17 protein-coding genes and 1 pseudogene are annotated in these 16,678 nt (G+C 43.1%); 11 read left to right on the top strand and 7 right to left on the bottom strand.

The window, feature by feature from the left end:
• Nucleotides 1-76: 76 nt before the first annotated feature.
• The 6 genes from IEX60_RS24990 to mobA all read right to left on the bottom strand — a co-directional run bounded on the left by IEX60_RS24990 (nt 77) and on the right by mobA (nt 5,049).
• Nucleotides 77-205, bottom strand: coding sequence for a hypothetical protein (locus IEX60_RS24990; RefSeq protein ID WP_262892323.1), 129 nt, complete (start codon nt 203-205; stop codon nt 77-79).
• A gap of 19 nt (nt 206-224) precedes the next feature.
• Entirely contained in the window at nt 225-689 is a 465-nt protein-coding gene (locus IEX60_RS15960; protein ID WP_028069443.1) for a DUF6428 family protein, read from the bottom strand.
• Nucleotides 690-762: 73 nt separating this feature from the next.
• Complete coding sequence (locus IEX60_RS15955) at nt 763-1,095, bottom strand: ArsR/SmtB family transcription factor (RefSeq protein ID WP_028069444.1); 333 nt, start codon at nt 1,093-1,095, stop codon at nt 763-765.
• Between the two features lie 65 nt (nt 1,096-1,160).
• On the bottom strand, nt 1,161-3,161 hold the full coding sequence (mobC, locus tag IEX60_RS15950; RefSeq protein ID WP_188752377.1) for a conjugal transfer protein MobC: 2,001 nt from the start codon (nt 3,159-3,161) through the stop codon (nt 1,161-1,163).
• A gap of 150 nt (nt 3,162-3,311) precedes the next feature.
• The gene (gene mobB / locus IEX60_RS15945) at nt 3,312-4,610 is read right to left on the bottom strand and encodes a conjugal transfer protein MobB (protein ID WP_188752375.1); all 1,299 of its coding nucleotides are present in this window, start codon (nt 4,608-4,610) and stop codon (nt 3,312-3,314) included.
• 1 nt (nt 4,611) lies between these two features.
• Nucleotides 4,612-5,049, bottom strand: coding sequence for a conjugal transfer protein MobA (gene mobA / locus IEX60_RS15940; protein ID WP_188752373.1), 438 nt, complete (start codon nt 5,047-5,049; stop codon nt 4,612-4,614).
• 363 nt (nt 5,050-5,412) lie between these two features.
• Between mobA and IEX60_RS15935 the strand changes: the two genes are divergently transcribed.
• From IEX60_RS15935 to IEX60_RS15915, 5 genes are all read left to right on the top strand, one after another.
• Nucleotides 5,413-5,655: a hypothetical protein gene (locus IEX60_RS15935; RefSeq protein ID WP_028069449.1), complete on the top strand. Its 243-nt coding sequence runs from the start codon at nt 5,413-5,415 to the stop codon at nt 5,653-5,655.
• 156 nt (nt 5,656-5,811) lie between these two features.
• The gene (locus IEX60_RS15930; protein ID WP_028069450.1) at nt 5,812-6,579 is read left to right on the top strand and encodes a ParA family protein; all 768 of its coding nucleotides are present in this window, start codon (nt 5,812-5,814) and stop codon (nt 6,577-6,579) included.
• Nucleotides 6,580-6,584: 5 nt separating this feature from the next.
• Entirely contained in the window at nt 6,585-7,007 is a 423-nt protein-coding gene (locus IEX60_RS15925) for a DUF3408 domain-containing protein (RefSeq protein WP_188752371.1), read from the top strand.
• Nucleotides 6,973-7,356 carry a DUF3408 domain-containing protein gene (locus tag IEX60_RS15920; protein ID WP_229717596.1) on the top strand — a complete coding sequence of 128 codons (384 nt, stop codon included), beginning with the start codon at nt 6,973-6,975 and terminating at the stop codon, nt 7,354-7,356. The genes IEX60_RS15925 and IEX60_RS15920 overlap by 35 nt, the downstream gene beginning before the upstream one ends.
• A gap of 2 nt (nt 7,357-7,358) precedes the next feature.
• Entirely contained in the window at nt 7,359-7,997 is a 639-nt protein-coding gene (locus IEX60_RS15915; protein WP_188752369.1) for a conjugal transfer protein TraD, read from the top strand.
• 16 nt (nt 7,998-8,013) lie between these two features.
• Here the strand turns inward: IEX60_RS15915 and IEX60_RS15910 are convergent, their stop codons facing one another.
• A complete protein-coding gene (locus IEX60_RS15910) occupies nt 8,014-10,974 on the bottom strand; it encodes a TrlF family AAA-like ATPase (RefSeq protein ID WP_188752367.1) in 2,961 nt (986 codons plus the stop codon).
• A gap of 201 nt (nt 10,975-11,175) precedes the next feature.
• Between IEX60_RS15910 and IEX60_RS15905 the strand changes: the two genes are divergently transcribed.
• The 6 genes and pseudogenes from IEX60_RS15905 (at nt 11,176) to traK (ending at nt 16,668) form a co-directional block, all read left to right on the top strand.
• Nucleotides 11,176-11,481 carry a DUF4134 domain-containing protein gene (locus IEX60_RS15905; protein WP_045756338.1) on the top strand — a complete coding sequence of 102 codons (306 nt, stop codon included), beginning with the start codon at nt 11,176-11,178 and terminating at the stop codon, nt 11,479-11,481.
• 11 nt (nt 11,482-11,492) lie between these two features.
• The gene (locus tag IEX60_RS15900) at nt 11,493-11,825 is read left to right on the top strand and encodes a DUF4133 domain-containing protein (protein WP_188752365.1); all 333 of its coding nucleotides are present in this window, start codon (nt 11,493-11,495) and stop codon (nt 11,823-11,825) included.
• Nucleotides 11,822-14,379: pseudogene (locus IEX60_RS15895) on the top strand (TraG family conjugative transposon ATPase). Before IEX60_RS15900 ends, IEX60_RS15895 begins: the two are co-directional and overlap by 4 nt.
• Before the next feature lie 20 nt (nt 14,380-14,399).
• Nucleotides 14,400-15,032 carry a DUF4141 domain-containing protein gene (locus IEX60_RS15890; protein WP_188752362.1) on the top strand — a complete coding sequence of 211 codons (633 nt, stop codon included), beginning with the start codon at nt 14,400-14,402 and terminating at the stop codon, nt 15,030-15,032.
• Nucleotides 15,033-15,035: 3 nt separating this feature from the next.
• Nucleotides 15,036-16,031, top strand: a complete 996-nt coding sequence (traJ, locus tag IEX60_RS15885; protein WP_188752360.1) for a conjugative transposon protein TraJ — start codon at nt 15,036-15,038, stop codon at nt 16,029-16,031.
• Between the two features lie 13 nt (nt 16,032-16,044).
• Nucleotides 16,045-16,668, top strand: a complete 624-nt coding sequence (gene traK / locus IEX60_RS15880) for a conjugative transposon protein TraK (RefSeq protein ID WP_116776440.1) — start codon at nt 16,045-16,047, stop codon at nt 16,666-16,668.
• Nucleotides 16,669-16,678: the final 10 nt, after the last annotated feature.

Below are 16,678 nucleotides of genomic sequence, written 5' to 3'. Positions count from 1 at the left end.
GCCATTGTTCTGCATTCATTGTTGCCGAAAACTGTGTATTCCTAATTGCCAAAAACTCTGCACTCTTAATTACCGCTTACACCTCACCGCTGTTTGCTTTTTGCCGTACAAAATCTATCAGCGGTTGCAGTGTGGTTTTACGTTCCTCTTTTACGGTTTGGACGTCAATAATCCCGTTTATGGTTTCAGCTAAATTTTTATACATTACGATTTGTTTTTAGTGTTTAGCAACATCCCGAATTAGGTGTACAACAAGTGCTGTTCAGTTCTGATAAGTTTATTTTTTGCTTCTCGGCAGGAATGCCACAGGCATCGCTTGCCAAACAAGCCGTCTGTTTGTTCTTTAGGATGAAATGTTGACCGTCAAAGTCTAAGTCAAATTTGCCAATCGTTTCGCTTTGATATTCTACTTCGATTTCGGCATCTTCCATTCCCAGTTTTTCTTCTGATAGCTTGATAATGTTCAATAGTTTGGCGGGCTTTAACCTGTGTTCATAGTCGTTGGCATCCCACAGTTGAAAGTTTACCGCTTTCTCTATACGGACTACACCACCGCAATCAATAAAATGTTTAGTGATTTGCCCTATTTCCGTAACGTGGAAATGTTCGGGAACAAATGTTCCGTTCTCTAATTGAAATTCAACATTGTCCAATGTTGGCAAGATTTCTTTGATTTTTGATAGTTTCATAATAACTGAATTTAAAAAATGAAATAGTAAACTTAATATTGCAATATAACGATGTTAAATGCTAAAAAAAACACTACGTACAGCACTTGGTAACTTGTACATTTTGATTAAAAAAAGTGTTCAATTCGGCTTGAATTTCTTTCCATATATTTTCATCAATGCAATAGCAAACAGATTTACCCTCAATAGTTCCCTGTATGATACCGATATTCTTTAACTCTTTTAAATGCTGTGAAATGGTTGCCTGTGCCAAACCTAATTCCTCAACCAAATCATTACAAATACAGGCTTTTTGATTGATTATATATTGAAGTATAGCAATCCTTGCCGGATGTGCCAAAACCTTAAATAGTGAAGACAGCTTATTCTGTTCGTCCGAAAATATTTCTGATTTGGTAAGCCCCATAACTTTTCTTTTATATCGCAATATTACGATGCATCTTTTAATCACACAAGAAATTTATAAAAAAATTATTCCTGTTGCACCAAATGCTGTAAATTGGGGTCGTTCTTGATACGCTCCATTTCGCTTTCCACAATCTGCATAACGTCCGTTTTAACCTGCCTGTAATTGGCTTCAATGACCTGCTTCATATTGTCGTTGCAGTGTTCATCGGTAAAGGATAATATCTTTGGTATCTTTTTGTAGGCTTTGGTTTCGGCAGAAACCTTTTCGTTGTCCACCACGATTTCAGCATGAAATATTTTCTGTTCGATGCGTTCATCGAAGTTGTCAGAAACAGACCCCACGAACATTCCCTGTGTCAAGGTGGATATTTTGGAAGCCGGAATAAGGCTGTCCAATTGGGTGGATATGGAAGTGGATTTATCATTGCGGTTAATGGTGATGCTTTGCCGTTTCTGCAACACTTTCCCGAAGCGTTCACTTAGGTTTTTAGCTGTTTCGCCCACTACCTGACCGGAGAAAATATTGCCCACGGTATTTTGGATGACCTTGCTTTCCTTGTCGCCGTAGTCCCTTATCAATTGCGAATAGTCTTGAAAGCCTAAACATACCGCAACCTTATTGCTACGTGCCGTGGCGATAAGGTTATCCAATCCCCGAAAATATATGGTAGGCAACTCGTCTATGATAACGGAACTTTTTAACCGTTCTTTCTTATTGATGAGTTTTACAATCCTCGAATTGTACAATCCCAAAGCGGACGAATAGATATTTTGACGGTCGGGATTATTGCCCACACACAAGACTTTCGGCTCTTGGGGGTTGTTGATGTCCAGTGAAAAATCATCCCCCGTCATCACCCAATAAAGCTGTGGCGAAATCATCCGTGACAATGGAATTTTTGCCGATGCTATCTGCCCCTGCAATTGGTCTTGCGCTCCGCCCTGCCACGCATCCATGAAAGCCGAAAGATAGTTTTCAAGTTCGGGGTATGAGGTCAGTATCGTAAATACGTCTGCGTATTTTTTATTCAGCAATTCAATAGCATGGGGAAACGTGCAGTACTTTCCATCTTCATAGATTTTCAGAAACCAAATGATTGAGGCAAGCAATATAATTGGGCTTTCCACGAAAAAATCCCCTTGCTTCAAAATCCACGACCTGTTAAGGTTAAGCATGATGGTATAAGAGGCTTCGTAGGCATCGGATATATCCGTCATAAAGGCAGGGCTTAGCGGATTGCATCGGTGGCTACGGCGTGGGTCGTCAAAGTTGATAACATAAAACTTGGGCTTTACCTTATACTTATCGGAGTGTTTCAGCAAATGGTTGTAGGCAATCGTGGAAAGGTCGTCAAACTTGAAATCGTAGATATACATCGCAAACCCTTTTTCGATATGTTGCTTGATGTAGTTGTTTACGATGGCGTAGGATTTTCCGGAGCCGGGAGTACCAAGTACAATCGAAGCTCGAAAAGGGTTGACGATATTAACCCATCCATTGTTCCACTTGCCTTTGTAAAAAAACCTTGTGGGAAGATTGACCGAGTATTCATTTTCTATCAGACGGGTTTCCTGTTGGAAACTCTCGTTTTCATTATTGAAAACATCGTCCATCAGATTGTTGCGAAGTAGTCGGCTCATCCATACCCCTGCCATGAGCAAGGCTATATAACCCAAACTCGTTGTAAGGATGTAAAGCGATGTGGCAACCCCTGCCGACAGCTTTAACAATGGCGTGTTCAGAAAGAACAGCACAAAGCCGATAACTAAGGCGGTGTAAATCTTAGCCCATGTTATCTTTTCATTCTTTACGCCCTTAGTGCCGAGACAGCTTAACGCCAACATCAGCAAGGCAAAAATCTTGGTGTAAAGCGTGTGCGAAAAAAGTCCTGCGGTATGGTTGAAATTGGTCAGTATCTTACCGATAATTTCCAGTGTCCATCCACGTTCGGCAAAGAACCCGTAACAGAACCAATAAAAGTGCATCAGTACCAAAAGAATACTTACGGCACGCATAAAAGCCATGATTTTGGCTAATCCTCTCAAATCGTCTTCTCCTTGCATAACAAAAAAAATTAGTGTAGGGAATTTAGAGGCTATTTAAAAGCACTTATACAAAGGGGGGTCGGATGGCTTTTGGTGGCTTAGTTTGACAGTAACTTTAAAAACCACAAAGACCAAGATGTTAATCCTGGTCTTTGATGGTCAAAAAAGCTATTGTTGTCTTCCCCGTTTTCGGTGTTTCTTCTTTTTCTTCATACGGTTGGCAAATTCCTGTTCCTCGTAGTCTTCGCCCTGTGCCTCCGGTAGTAGCCCACCCAATCCGTCTATCAACAAATCATCGGTCTGCTGTTCTTTATTTAGGAAGTTAAAAAGTGCATGGGCTTCCTCTTTCTCTACGGTGTTGCCTGTGGTCGATGACTGATTTTGTGCGGTTGCTTTTTCAGTTTCTTGGCGTTGCCCGACCGCCTGCCCGTTCCACCAATCATTAAAGACATTAGCCGATAGGTTTTTGCCCAAAGCTGAACCGTTCCAAACGGTACGGCTTTCGTGGTCTATAAAAGTCATACCATATATACGCCCCTCATCGTTGCGCCGTACCACGGTATTGATACCCTGTTCCAATAACTGCTTTTTAAAATCGGTTTCGTTTGTAGCGGTGTGCATCGCCACTTCAATGGTGCTTTTGAGTACGGCTCTTACGGGGTCTGCTTTCATTTTCTCCTTAGCCTGTGCGAATTGGTTTTGCAGTTCGTCCAGTCCTGCCTGCTTACCGAAAAGGGATGCCTTAAAAGGATTGCTCGCTTTTTCTCCCTGTTCGTTCAATGCAAAATAGACAAGACCGTTCTTAGGCTGTCCATGCAGTTCCCCTTTGACTTCATCCGCCGTGATATTGAAAAGCGATAGCAAAGCGTTGTACGCTCCGAGGCTTGCGTAACTGTAATACTTCGGCAGGTGTCGCACCACCGATGCGATTTGGCTCTTAACGTCTCCGGCTCTGTAATCCACCGGACGGAATACCTGCTCGTTTCCAGTACGCTGTTTTTCCGTGGCAGGTATAAGATTGTACGTTTGTTCCAAATCCCGACAGATTGCCATCGAACGTGGATGGTCGTAACTGTCCGGTAGCTTTTTCCCGTCCAAACCCACACAGACCGTTACGATATGGATATGGGTACGTTCAATATCGGTATGCTTAAAAACGATATAAGGTTGCTTGCCATACCCCATACGCTCCATATACTCCTGCGCCATTTTTACGAACTGCCCATCGCTGACCCTATCCGCAGGATCGGGGTTCAGCGATATGTGGCGCACTGGCTTTTCCGTTCTGATATTTGCGGACAGATACGGCTCAAAACACTGGTGCAGGTAACTGGTCGAATAGGTATTGTCTAATGTTTCGGGTATTCTATTTAGTAACAAAACCTGCCCGTTTTCACTGTCAATCTTCTTTTGGTTATAGGAGATAGCCCCGTATAAATTCTCACCCTTTCCAATTTTTGCTATCATCCTATCCGTGTTTTTGCAGGTGTTCTCTTTCAAATTCCTGTGTTAGCTCAATCACTTTCCGGCACAATTCCGCCATTTCTGCCGTCTGCTTTTCCAGTTTAAAGAGGTAAGCCGATGCCTTTTTCTCCGAGAAATTGCGGTAAAGTATCTTCACGATTTGGTTGTAATTCACGCCGACCACTCTAAACTGGCTGTAAAAATTGGTGAGCCTCGTATGAAAATCGACTGCATCCATATCAATTTTTACAGTCTTGATTGGCTTCTGAAAGATGCAGGCTGTAATGAAATGCGCCATTACTTTCATTCCCGATTGCTCGAACAGTGTAAGGAACTGTACATTTTCCGTGTCGTTGAGACTAATCGAATAACGGTGGATGGCAGGGTCTTTCTTAGGCTTGCGACCAACTTTGTTTTTTCGGTTTCTTTTGTTGTCTTCCATATCTAAATCCATTAATAACCGAGCTTCAGCAAGCTCAACTTTAGTTGATTAACATAAACCCCGACTTCGGAGGGTGTTTTAAAAGCTCTCCGCCAACTGGCGGAGCAAGTGGTTTTGAGGTGCGGGAATTTATTTCGAGCATCTCAAAACATAACTTGCTCTGTTCGGGTGAACAGAAAATCCGTCCGCCTATCGGCGGATGCGGATTGGATAAAGCGGAAAAAAACGGCTTTGTGCCGTTCCGCCCATAACGTCCATACTCCAATGATTTTTCCATTCACCCCTTGCATTTAAGCCCTTACAAAGTAAGGGTAGCTTTTTCAAAGCATTGACCTATCCGTCACGACCAAACATTGCCAAAAAATGCCGTGGATTACCGCTTTAAATCAATGGAACGGAATAACCTGCTTCTTTGCGCTATCAGTCACGCAAGCCTGTTTGCAGGCATCCGCTCCCGATGGCAGTTGTGAAAGACGGAGCGCAGGAATGCCGGAACACATGACGGCGTTCCGCATGGCAGGCAGGAATACCGGACGGCATGAAAACTATCCGGTAGCCATTCCAACAGGCAGGACGACAGACAAGCCATCGGTCTTGCCCGTGTGAAAGCCGGAATGACGGCACGGCTGATTGAACGAACGATGGCAAGCCCGACAGACGGGATTGTATCAAGACTGCCGGACGGTGTGCAGGGATGACAGCCCTGTTTCACGCCGGATGGCAGGCAGTCCACGGAAATAGAAACTTAAAAATAGAATAGAAATGGAAGCAACAAACAGGACAAAATTCATTGCTTTTTCAAGCCAAAAAGGGGGCGTTGGGAAAAGCACGTTTACAACGGTTATGGCAAGCATACTTCATTACCAAATGGGTTATCATGTAGCCGTCTTTGACTGCGATTATCCACAGCACAGCATCTGCCAAATGAGGGAACGGGATTTGAAAGCGGTCATGCAAAACGAGGTGCTGAAAAAACTGGCGCACCGCCAATTTTCCACCATCAACAAGAAAGCCTATCCGGTACTGCAAAGCAAGGCTGACAATGCCCTAACGGATGCGGAAGCATTCGTACAGTCCTCGACCGTTCCCGTGGATGTGGTTTTCTTTGATTTGACCGGAACGGTGAACACTTCGGGTTTGCTGAACACACTGGCAGGAATGCACCATATCTTTTCGCCCATCACGGCAGACCGTGTGGTCATGGAAAGCACATTGAGCTTTACCGATGTACTGACCAATGTCCTTATGAAACAAGGTCAGACCTCCATCGAAACCATACGGCTGTTTTGGAACATGGTCGATGGCAGGGAAAAATCGCAACTGTACGAAATCTACGGCAACGTCATTAACGAGGTCGGACTGCAAGCAATGGAAACACGCATTGCCGATAGCAAACGCTTCCGCAAGGAGAGCGAGGCAACGGCAAAGACCGTCTTCCGCTCCACGCTGTTACCTCCCGACAAAAGATTGATGAAAGCCTCCGGCTTGGATTTGTTCATCAGTGAATTTTTAAGAACCGTCAAACTGTAACCGCTATGGAGAATGAAAACAAGAAAAAGCCGAATGCCCCGATTGACGAGGCATATCTCATGTCCATTATGGCAGGTGAAACAAAGAAGCCCCAACAGGCGGTAGCCCCGCAAGAGCCGAGCGCAGAGCCGACAAATGAAACGCCAATGGAAAAGCCCGTAGCCAAAGAGCGTACCCGACAAAAGAGGATTTCCGATACGGGCTATGGCGAGCGGTTTCTCAACAGCCACACCATGACACGCCGTGGTGATAAGAGCATCTACATCCGGCAGGAATACCACGAACGGCTTTCCCGTATCGTGCAGGTTATCGGTGAGGATAAAATACCTATGTACGCCTATTTGGACAATATTCTCGAACATCATTTTGAACAGTTCGAGAAAGCCATTACCGATGATTTCAACAATAAGTTTAAACCCATTTTTTAAAATATTCGATTATGAAGCCATCCGCCAACTGGCGGATAGCTTCATCACCATTAAAAATCAATTTTATATCAAGATGAAAAAGCAACAGCAAAACCAACCTAAAAAGGTACTGCAAATAGCCCGATATAAGTCGGCTTTTTTAAGACCAACCGGAGTTGTCGCACGGTGCGGAAAGTCGGTATATATCTGCCCCGACTTCCACAAGAAATTATCCCGTATCGTCTGTATTCTCGGAGAGGGAGATATTACGCTTACCGATTACCTGCACAGTGTATTGAAACACCACTTTGAGGATTTCGGCGAGGAAATAAATACAATCCATGCCCGAAACCAAAAACCAATATTATAGCTATGGAAACATTGATTGTAATATGCCTTATCATCGTCATTATCCTTTTGCTGAAAGATAAGGTGGTCATCTATAAGCACGTCCGCAGGGAAATAAAACCGGAAAAGAAAAGCTCCGACCTGCCGGATATTATGGGGCTTCCCAAGCCTGTGGAACGCCACACCTTGCCACCGAATGCCACAAAGAGACAATCGGACGAACGTGACGGAATAGCTGATAATTTTGGTGCAGAAACCTACGGGATAGGTGTTGGATTGGAAAATCCGCAGATTGAGGGAGAGCCGGATGAAGTTTTCGGGAGTATGTCCGATTTTGAAAATGAGGAAGACGAATGGGATGAGTACGGGTTTGAGGACAGCGATAATGAGTTTGCCACAGGGGTTACCTTTGATGAACTGACGACCGTGGGGGCATGGTTGGAGCAAGATACACTTGAACCTGCCCAGCAACAGAAAGCGGTGGACATAGTTCAGCGATTACAGGGAACGGAATTGTTAAGTCTGCTCGAAAACTCAATGGATGGGACTTCACGGAAGATTGCAGAGTTGTTGGACAAGAGCCTCTCCGCCGGAACGGATTTCAGTTCTCCCGATTTGCGGAAAAGTGATTTAGAGGATTTCGACATTGGGGAGTTTGTTTAAACTCCCCGATTGTCAATTAGTGAAACCTGTATTTTTTCTCTCGCATAATAAACGCATCTTTACCTCCCTCGACAATATCCGCAATATGTTGCCTAATACCCATTGATTTTAAAACATCTGTTTCCGTGGCGATTTTGTCAAAAGAGTTTTCAATAGCTCCGTTTATGTAATCGAATTTAAAAATACTTGTTGATTGTTCATCGTTTTGACCCTTTTGATTAGCTACGATAACATTTTCAGCATCCGCATTCACTACAATATTTGCATTGTGTGTGACTATAATTATCTGACGTTCGAGTTTTTTACTTCTAAGGTAATTGACTAAATCTGTCGTGATTGACCTATTATCAAGGTTATCTTCGGGTTGGTCTATTAATATAGGTGCTTTAGATTTACTTAGACCAATAATCAGCATCAAGATAATAAAGCTTGCCTTACCAGTAGACATTTCTCCAAGTTTATCATTTTTATAGTTTATCTCCCAATAATCAAAGAAATAGTCATCTAAAACGATTTTTACTGCCGACTGGATGGATGTTCTATTTGTCAGAACATACTTCTTATCAATCAAATCATTAAATAGCTTTTTGACATCCTCTAATATTGTTTCAAAATCAGCTTCATCAGTAGCTTTTTTGCTATCCGACAAAATGTTATATTGGTTATAGGAAGCACTTCTGCCATCACTTATAGCATACATATCCTTGCGTAATTTGACATAGTTGTATTGTGCTTTTCCAACTATCCCTAATCCATCTTTTTCTAATTCAATAGTTCTATCCTTTAAGGCTGTTATGATATTAATATACTCCTGATAACTACTTTTGTAAATCTCAAATATCTCGTCCTTAGTATCTGCAAGAAGTTTGCTTTTTTCTTGTATTTTCTTGGTTAAAACCACAATATCATACAGAGCTTTTTTATCATTTGCGATGGATAGATTTAACGCTTCGACAGCTTTTTTAACCTGCTCATCTTGCAAATACGGCTGTATCAACTTCTTTATTTCAACCTGCTCGCTATGTATAGTATTAAGTACCTCTCCAAATTTACATTCCCTTATAAAGGAACGCATACCGTCTTCTTTCACTTGGACTTCTATCGCAGTAGCAATATCATTTGCTTTGGTCAATAAGGCATCTATATCAGCATAAGCTATTTCATAAAAATCTTTTATCTCTTGTAATTGCAATTGTTGCAATACAGCATCCTTTTTTTGCTTTAAGCTTTTCATTGCTTGAATGAACTCGCTATTGAAGTTTTGGATGGTTGAAAAATCGTCTTTGAAATTTTGACGTTTTGTATTATTAGCCTCAAGTTTACCTTGAAGTTCTTTGTATTCTGCGACTTGTTCAGAGGTAAGACCAGTACTTTTATTTAGGTCTTCCACTTTTTGTGAATTTGTTTCAATATTTTTTTCCAGCACAAGTCTGTTGGATTTCGTTTTCAGCTCATCCTCCAAATCTTGTATCTCTTTTTGAGTTTCAAAGTAAATATCAATTTGCGCATTTCTCAACTTGTCATTTTGAGAAACCTTATTTACAAAATCTTGATACCACTCTTTAGAAGTATCGTCCTCGGTAATCAAATCCCTTACAAGTTTATTTAAGGACTTTCCTTTTTTGTTTAGTTCGGGTTCTGCGAGTTTCACTAAATAGTTCTGTGGGATATACTTAATCTCTGGAAGTATTGAGTTTTCGTCCGATTGCCTTTTCAAGTTTTGTGTGAAACCTCCTTTGGTTGTTATTTGGAAATCAAATCCATTTTCAATCTTATCTAAGTCATACTTTTCTGTTCCATCATCATTTTTTAATACTGTTTCATCTGCTGAAAGGGTCTTTGCTATTGCATAAAGTAGAATTGATTTGCCCGAAGATTTTCCCCCAATTATAACATTGAGATTAGGATTGAGATGTATAGGCTTAGTTGAGAATACACTATTGGGAGATAGAAAGGAGACTTTTTCTATTAGTAATTTTTCTTCCTTAAAATCGGGAGTGTCATTTTGAATTTTAACCCTATGTTCAGGTTCAAAGCAAATTTGCCTTAACCCCTCGAAATTCAAGTCGCTCTTTACCCAAGTAAACTTAGAAAATAAGTCATCTTCCTTATGAGCATCACAGCCAACAATACACGGCTTTAACGAACCCCTGTGTTCAATAACACTGTCAACTTCCTGTTTATATATTTTTTCATTATACCCGTCTGTTCCCTCTAATCTTTTTCCAATAAAATATTTAATATCTTTTGGATTGGCTGAAAATATTGCATCTGAAACCTTGTAAATGGATTTCCTTAGCCCATCTAAACTGCCATTTTCATTTTCGAATAAATCATAGTGCTTTTGGATTGCAGAAGCCCCATCATTGTTTGAATTACTTACTACAAGCAATGTGTTATCCCGAAATCTCTTATTATTCGCTATTAATTCCTTTAGTGATTTTAAGTCGATAACGAAATTTTCAATACCTTTTTCATATTGTTTATGTGGTTCAATAATATTCGGGTCTAAATTCTTTCCATAGGTTGTTATGCCATGTCGGTTCATTTTTACCCCGTCTTGATTTGCGATATGAGAAAAGAAATCATTTTCCAAATCTTGAATGTAATCGGGGTTAAACAAACAGTGAATATTTATCAAACGTCCTCTATCAGTAGAGGGTAACATTCTAAGCTCAACATTTGGGAAAATGAATATTTTTTTGATAAACTCAACTTCATTATCATCAAATAGCTTATCGTCTAACCAGTCTGTTTTATTCTCAATAGTATTTCGGTATTCAATGGCTTCAAGATACCTATCAATAGAAAAATAATCGGTTATAGCTATGGCTGAAATTTTATTTTCAAAAGCCTTTTTAAAAAATATGTGAAAGAAGTCATCCATTGAAGATGACGAAAACTGGTCGTTTTTATTCGTTCCTTTAGTGTGAACGTGAAAGTTCCATTTTCTCCATTTTGACCCAATAATTGCCATGTTAATTAATTCGTATTAGTTGGTAAAATATATCCTGCTATATATGTACTAAATATAATAATTTTTTTGCTCTAACAGCCACTCACTGCCAATTCATTCCACTGATTTCCAGTTTCCCATAACGCTTCGATTTCCATAAGACTTTTGTTGCGAAAGCCCGCACGAGGTGGGCAAGTAGTAACAATTTAATTCAGTTAAATCATGGTAAAACAAAGCAAAAAAGTGTTGCTGACAGGCGTTGCGTTCCTGTCGGCATTCGGTGTGTTCGCACAGGGCAACGGCTCGGCAGGTATCACCGAAGCCACGCAGATGGTGACATCCTATTTCGACCCTGCTACCCAATTAATTTATGCGATTGGGGCTGTGGTCGGGTTAATTGGTGGCGTAAAGGTGTACAACAAATTCAGTAGCGGTGACCCTGATACAAGCAAGACTGCGGCGTCGTGGTTTGGGGCTTGTATCTTCCTCATCGTAGCGGCGACCATTCTCCGCTCATTCTTCCTTTAAGCCGATGGTCTATGAGCAATTACAATATCAATAAAGGCATCGGTAGAACGGTCGAGTTCAAAGGACTGAAAGCACAGTACCTGTTCATCTTCGCAGGTGGTCTGCTCGGCGTGCTTATCCTCGTCATGGTCATGTACATGGCAGGCGTAAACTCCTACGTGTGCTTGTTCATCGGGGCAGGCGGTGCATCGCTCATCGTTTGGCAAACATTCGCATTGAACGGCAAATATGGCGAATACGGATTGATGAAAGTCGGGGCAAAGAAAAGGCATCCGAAATACATCATTTGTCGCAGAGCCGTACACCGCTATTTAAAATTCACTTCTAAATCCAGTCATTTATGAGAAATACAGGAAAAGCCACAACGTTGGAAAGCAAGTTTCCATTACTGGCGGTGGAACACAACTGCATCATTTCAAAGGATGCAGACATCACGGCTTGCTTTCGGGTACACCTGCCGGAGTTATTCACGGTGGCATCGGCGGAGTACGATGCCATACACTCGGCATGGCATAAGGCTATCAAGACCTTGCCGGACTATACCATTGTCCATAAACAGGACTGGTACATCAAGGAAAGCTATGCGCCGGATATTGCACAGGACGGGTTGAGTTTCCTTGCAAAGTCCTATCAGCAACATTTCAACGAACGTCCATTTTTAAACCATTACTGCTACCTGTTCCTAACCAAGACGACCAAAGAGCGGATGCGGATGCAGAGCAACTTTAGTTCGCTTTGCAAAGGCGTTCTTATCCCGAAAGAAATAAGGGATAAAGAAACCGTCCGAAAGTTCATGGAAGCGGTGGCACAGTTTGAGCGCATTGTCAACGATAGCGGTTTTGTAAAACTGGAACGCTTGACCGAGGATGACATCATCGGCACAGGCGACCAACAGGGATTGCTCGAACAGTACCTTACCCTGTCGAGGGAAGCCGGAACGCCCATGCAGGATATAGCTTTGGGAAGCGAGGACGTGCGTATCGGCAACAAAAGGCTGTGCCTGCACACCTTGTCCGATACGGACGATTTGCCCAACACGGTATCGGCAAATACGAGGTATGAAAAGCTGTCCACGGACAGGAGCGATTGCCTGTTGTCCTTTGCATCTCCGGTGGGCTTGCTCCTTAGCTGTAACCATATCTATAACCAATACCTGTTTTTGGATAACAACGATGAGAACCTGCGCAAGTTTGAGAAGTCAGCCCGTAACATGCACTCACTGGCAAGGTACAGCCGTGCCAATCAGATTAACAAAGAGTGGATTGAAAGGTATCTGAACGAAGCGCACAGCTTCGGGCTATCCTCCATCCGTGCGCACTTCAATGTGATGGCGTGGTCGGATGACCCGAACGAACTCAAACAGCTAAAGAACGATACGGGCAGTGCGCTTGCTTTGATGGAATGCAAGCCGAGGCATAATACGGTGGATGTTGCGACACTGTATTGGGCAGGTATGGCAGGCAATGCAGGCGACTTTCCGGCAGAGGAAAGTTTCTACACGTTCATTGAACCTGCCCTGTGTTTCTTCACCGAGGAAACCAACTACCAAAATTCGCCATCGCCTTTCGGTATCAAGATGGCAGACCGATTGACAGGAAAGCCCATCCATTTGGACATATCAGATTTGCCTATGAAGCGAGGTATTATCACAAATCGCAATCGCTTCGTGTTAGGCCCATCTGGGGGTTGGCGGGCTATTCTTAATTGAGTAGCCCGCCAACCCTCCAAACTGGAAGTGGAAAATCATTCTTCACCAATCACATGGTGAGGCAGTATTATGAGCAAGGCTCTCATGTACTATTGGTCGACACGGGCAACTCCTATCAAGGGCTGTGCGAACTGATTAAAGGGAAGACAAAAGGAAAAGACGGTGTGTATTTTACCTACACCGAAGACAACCCGATAGCATTCAATCCATTTTATACGGATGACGGCGTATTCGACATTGAGAAACGGGAAAGTATCAAAACGCTCATTCTTACGCTTTGGAAGCGTGACGATGAACCGCCGACCCGTTCAGAGGAAGTGGCATTGTCCAATGCCGTGAGCGGTTATATCGACCGTATCAAGCAAAGCGGTGAATATCCCTCTTTCAATGGATTTTACGAGTATGTAAAAGGTGACTACAAAAAGGTACTGGAAGACAAACAGGTAAGGGAAAAAGACTTTGACCTCGCAAATTTTCTGAACGTGCTTGAACCCTATTACAAGGGCGGAGAGTACGACTATCTGTTGAACTCCGACAAGCAACTTGACCTGCTTTCCAAACGCTTTATCGTGTTTGAAATTGATGCGATTAAAGACCACAAAATCCTCTTTCCCATAGTGACCATCATCATTATGGAAGTATTCATCAATAAGATGCGCAGGCTCAAAGGTGTGCGCAAAATGATACTGATTGAGGAAGCGTGGAAAGCCATCGCCAAAGAGGGAATGGCGGAGTACATCAAGTACCTGTTTAAGACCGTCCGCAAATTTTTTGGTGAGGCTATCGTGGTCACGCAGGAAGTGGACGACATCATCCAGTCACCCGTGGTCAAGGAAAGTATCATCAACAATTCCGACTGTAAAATCCTGCTTGACCAACGCAAGTACATGAACAAATTTGATGCGATACAGGAAATGTTGGGGCTTACAGAAAAGGAAAAATCCCAAATCCTTTCCATCAATCAGAACAATGACCCGTCAAGGCTTTACAAAGAGGTATGGATTGGGCTTGGCGGTACGCACTCCGCCGTTTATGCCACAGAGGTTTCGCTCGAAGAATATTTGGCATACACCACAGAGGAAACCGAAAAAATGGAAGTCATGCAACTGGCATCCGAACTGGACGGCAATGTGGAACTGGCGATAAAACGCATTGCCCAACAGAGACGTGAGAACGCAAATAATTATTAATCATTTAAAAAATCAGAGACATGAAGAAAACAATGTTACTGGTGTGTATGGCATTTATGCTTGCCGTTGCACCGTCCGCTAAGGCACAATTTGTTGTTACAGACCCTGCAAACCTTGCATCGGGTATCATCAACAGTGCCAATGAAATCATACAGACTTCATCCACCGTTTCAAACGTGGTAAAGAATTTCAACGAGGTAAAAAAAGTGTATGAACAGGGCAAGGAATACTACGACAAACTGAAAGCCGTAAACAACTTGGTGAAAGATGCCCGTAAGGTTCAACAGACCGTGTTGCTCGTGGGCGATGTGTCCGAAATGTACGTGCAGAACTTCGGTAAAATGATGAACGACCCAAATTTCAGTCCGCAGGAACTGACGGCAATTGCCAACGGTTATTCCACGCTATTGAACGAGAGTACCGAACTGCTCAAAGAACTGAAACAGATTGTTTCCTCGACCTCGCTTTCGCTGAACGATAAAGAGCGTATGGACATCATCGACAGGGTTTACAAAGAGGTCAAGGACTACCATAGCCTTGTCCGCTATTTCACCAACAAGAATATCTCCGTAAGCATTTTGAGGGCTAAGAAACAGAACAACACCAAAAGGGTGCTTGAACTGTACGGAACTGCTGAACAAAAATACTGGTAAGCTATGGAATGGAACAATCTTCACGAACTCCTGCGCTCGCTGTATGATGAGATGCTCCCACTGTCCGCCGATATGGCGACAGTGGCTAAGGGCATCGCCGGATTGGGCGCACTGTTCTACGTGGCACTGAAAGTGTGGCAGGCATTGAGCCGTGCAGAACCGATAGACGTGTTTCCGCTCCTGCGACCTTTCGCCATCGGGCTTTGCATTATGTTCTTCTCGACCATCGTATTGGGAACTATAAATGCGGTATTAAGTCCGGTCGTAAAAGGCACAAACGCCATGCTCGAAAACCAAGTGCTTGACCTCAACAAATTGCAGGAACAAAAAGACCTGTTGGGGAGAGAGGCGATGCTCCGCAATCCCGAAACCGCTTACCTCGTAAGCGATGAGGAATTTGATAAGAAACTCGAAGAATTGGGATGGTCGCCGTCCGATTTGGTTGCCATATCGGGTATGTACATGGAGCGTGGAATGTACGATTTAAAGAAAAGCATCCGTGACTGGTTTCGGGAACTACTGGAAGTCCTTTTCCAAGCATCCGCTTTGGTCATAGACACCATACGGACGTTCTTCCTTATCGTGCTGTCCATACTCGGGCCGATAGCCTTTGCGATAAGTGCATGGGATGGTTTTCAATCCACGCTTACGCAATGGCTGACCCGATATATCAGCGTATACCTGTGGTTGCCCATCGCCGATATGTTCAGCTCCATGCTTGCAAAAATTCAATCCCTCATCATCGAACGGGATATTGATATGCTTGCCGACCCGACCTACATCCCCGACACATCCAACACCGTGTATATCATCTTCATGATAATTGGCATCGTGGGCTACTTCACCGTTCCAACGGTGGCAGGTTGGGTAATACAGGCAGGGGGCGCAGGGAACTTCATGCGCAACGTAAACTCTACGGCATCGAAAACCGGAAACATCGCCGGAGCCGGAACGGGGGCTGTTGCAGGCAATATCGGTGGCAGGTTAATGAACAAATAAAAATCAAGAAGCAATGGAATTTAAGACACTAAGAAATATCGAAAACAGCTTTAGGCAAATACGGCTGTACGCCATTGTATTTGCCGTACTCTGCATCGCTGTGGTAGGTTATGCCGTATGGCAGTCCTACCAGTTTGCCGAGGCACAACGCCAAAAAATATATGTACTGGACAAAGGCAAATCCTTGATGTTGGCACTTTCACAGGATGCAAGCATCAACAGACCTGTTGAGGCAAGGGAACACGTTAAGCGTTTCCATGAACTGTTCTTTACGCTCGCACCGGATAAGAACGCTATCGAAAGCAACATGAAACGGGCTTTTAACCTTGCCGACAAATCGGCTTTTGATTATTACAAAGACCTCTCGGAAAAAGGATATTACAACCGTATCATTTCGGGCAATGTGCAACAGCGTATCGAGGTGGACAGCGTGGTCTGCAACTTCGACACCTATCCCTATGCCGTAAGAACGTATGCCAAACAGTATATCATCCGTCCAAGCAACGTGACCAAACGGAATTTGGTCACTTCATGCCTATTGTTGAACTCGGTCAAGTCTGACAACAACCCACAGGGCTTCAATATCGAAAAGTTTGCCGTGTTGGAAAACAGGGATATAGAAGTCGTAGACCGTTAAAGCCAAGATT

This window comes from Parapedobacter defluvii (genome assembly GCF_014642075.1).
Classification (GTDB): domain Bacteria; phylum Bacteroidota; class Bacteroidia; order Sphingobacteriales; family Sphingobacteriaceae; genus Parapedobacter; species Parapedobacter defluvii.
Note: the sequence above shows the minus strand (reverse complement) of the source record. Positions and strands in the feature narration are given on the sequence as shown.

Bases quoted from the DNA above. Each gene is read 5' to 3' on its own strand.
- traJ (WP_188752360.1), top strand. From the start codon at position 15,036: ATGGAATGGAACAATCTTCACGAACTCCTGCGCTCGCTGTATGATGAG.
- IEX60_RS15930 (WP_028069450.1), top strand. From the start codon at position 5,812: ATGGAAGCAACAAACAGGACAAAATTCATTGCTTTTTCAAGCCAAAAA.
- IEX60_RS15910 (WP_188752367.1), bottom strand. From the start codon at position 10,974: ATGGCAATTATTGGGTCAAAATGGAGAAAATGGAACTTTCACGTTCAC.
- mobA (WP_188752373.1), bottom strand. From the start codon at position 5,049: ATGGAAGACAACAAAAGAAACCGAAAAAACAAAGTTGGTCGCAAGCCT.
- IEX60_RS15925 (WP_188752371.1), top strand. From the start codon at position 6,585: ATGGAGAATGAAAACAAGAAAAAGCCGAATGCCCCGATTGACGAGGCA.
- IEX60_RS15955 (WP_028069444.1), bottom strand. From the start codon at position 1,095: ATGGGGCTTACCAAATCAGAAATATTTTCGGACGAACAGAATAAGCTG.
- IEX60_RS15920 (WP_229717596.1), top strand. From the start codon at position 6,973: ATGATTTCAACAATAAGTTTAAACCCATTTTTTAAAATATTCGATTAT.
- IEX60_RS24990 (WP_262892323.1), bottom strand. From the start codon at position 205: ATGTATAAAAATTTAGCTGAAACCATAAACGGGATTATTGACGTCCAA.
- IEX60_RS15960 (WP_028069443.1), bottom strand. From the start codon at position 689: ATGAAACTATCAAAAATCAAAGAAATCTTGCCAACATTGGACAATGTT.
- mobB (WP_188752375.1), bottom strand. From the start codon at position 4,610: ATGATAGCAAAAATTGGAAAGGGTGAGAATTTATACGGGGCTATCTCC.
- IEX60_RS15890 (WP_188752362.1), top strand. From the start codon at position 14,400: ATGAAGAAAACAATGTTACTGGTGTGTATGGCATTTATGCTTGCCGTT.
- IEX60_RS15915 (WP_188752369.1), top strand. From the start codon at position 7,359: ATGGAAACATTGATTGTAATATGCCTTATCATCGTCATTATCCTTTTG.
- traK (WP_116776440.1), top strand. From the start codon at position 16,045: ATGGAATTTAAGACACTAAGAAATATCGAAAACAGCTTTAGGCAAATA.
- IEX60_RS15905 (WP_045756338.1), top strand. From the start codon at position 11,176: ATGGTAAAACAAAGCAAAAAAGTGTTGCTGACAGGCGTTGCGTTCCTG.
- mobC (WP_188752377.1), bottom strand. From the start codon at position 3,161: ATGCAAGGAGAAGACGATTTGAGAGGATTAGCCAAAATCATGGCTTTT.
- IEX60_RS15900 (WP_188752365.1), top strand. From the start codon at position 11,493: ATGAGCAATTACAATATCAATAAAGGCATCGGTAGAACGGTCGAGTTC.
- IEX60_RS15935 (WP_028069449.1), top strand. From the start codon at position 5,413: ATGCCGTGGATTACCGCTTTAAATCAATGGAACGGAATAACCTGCTTC.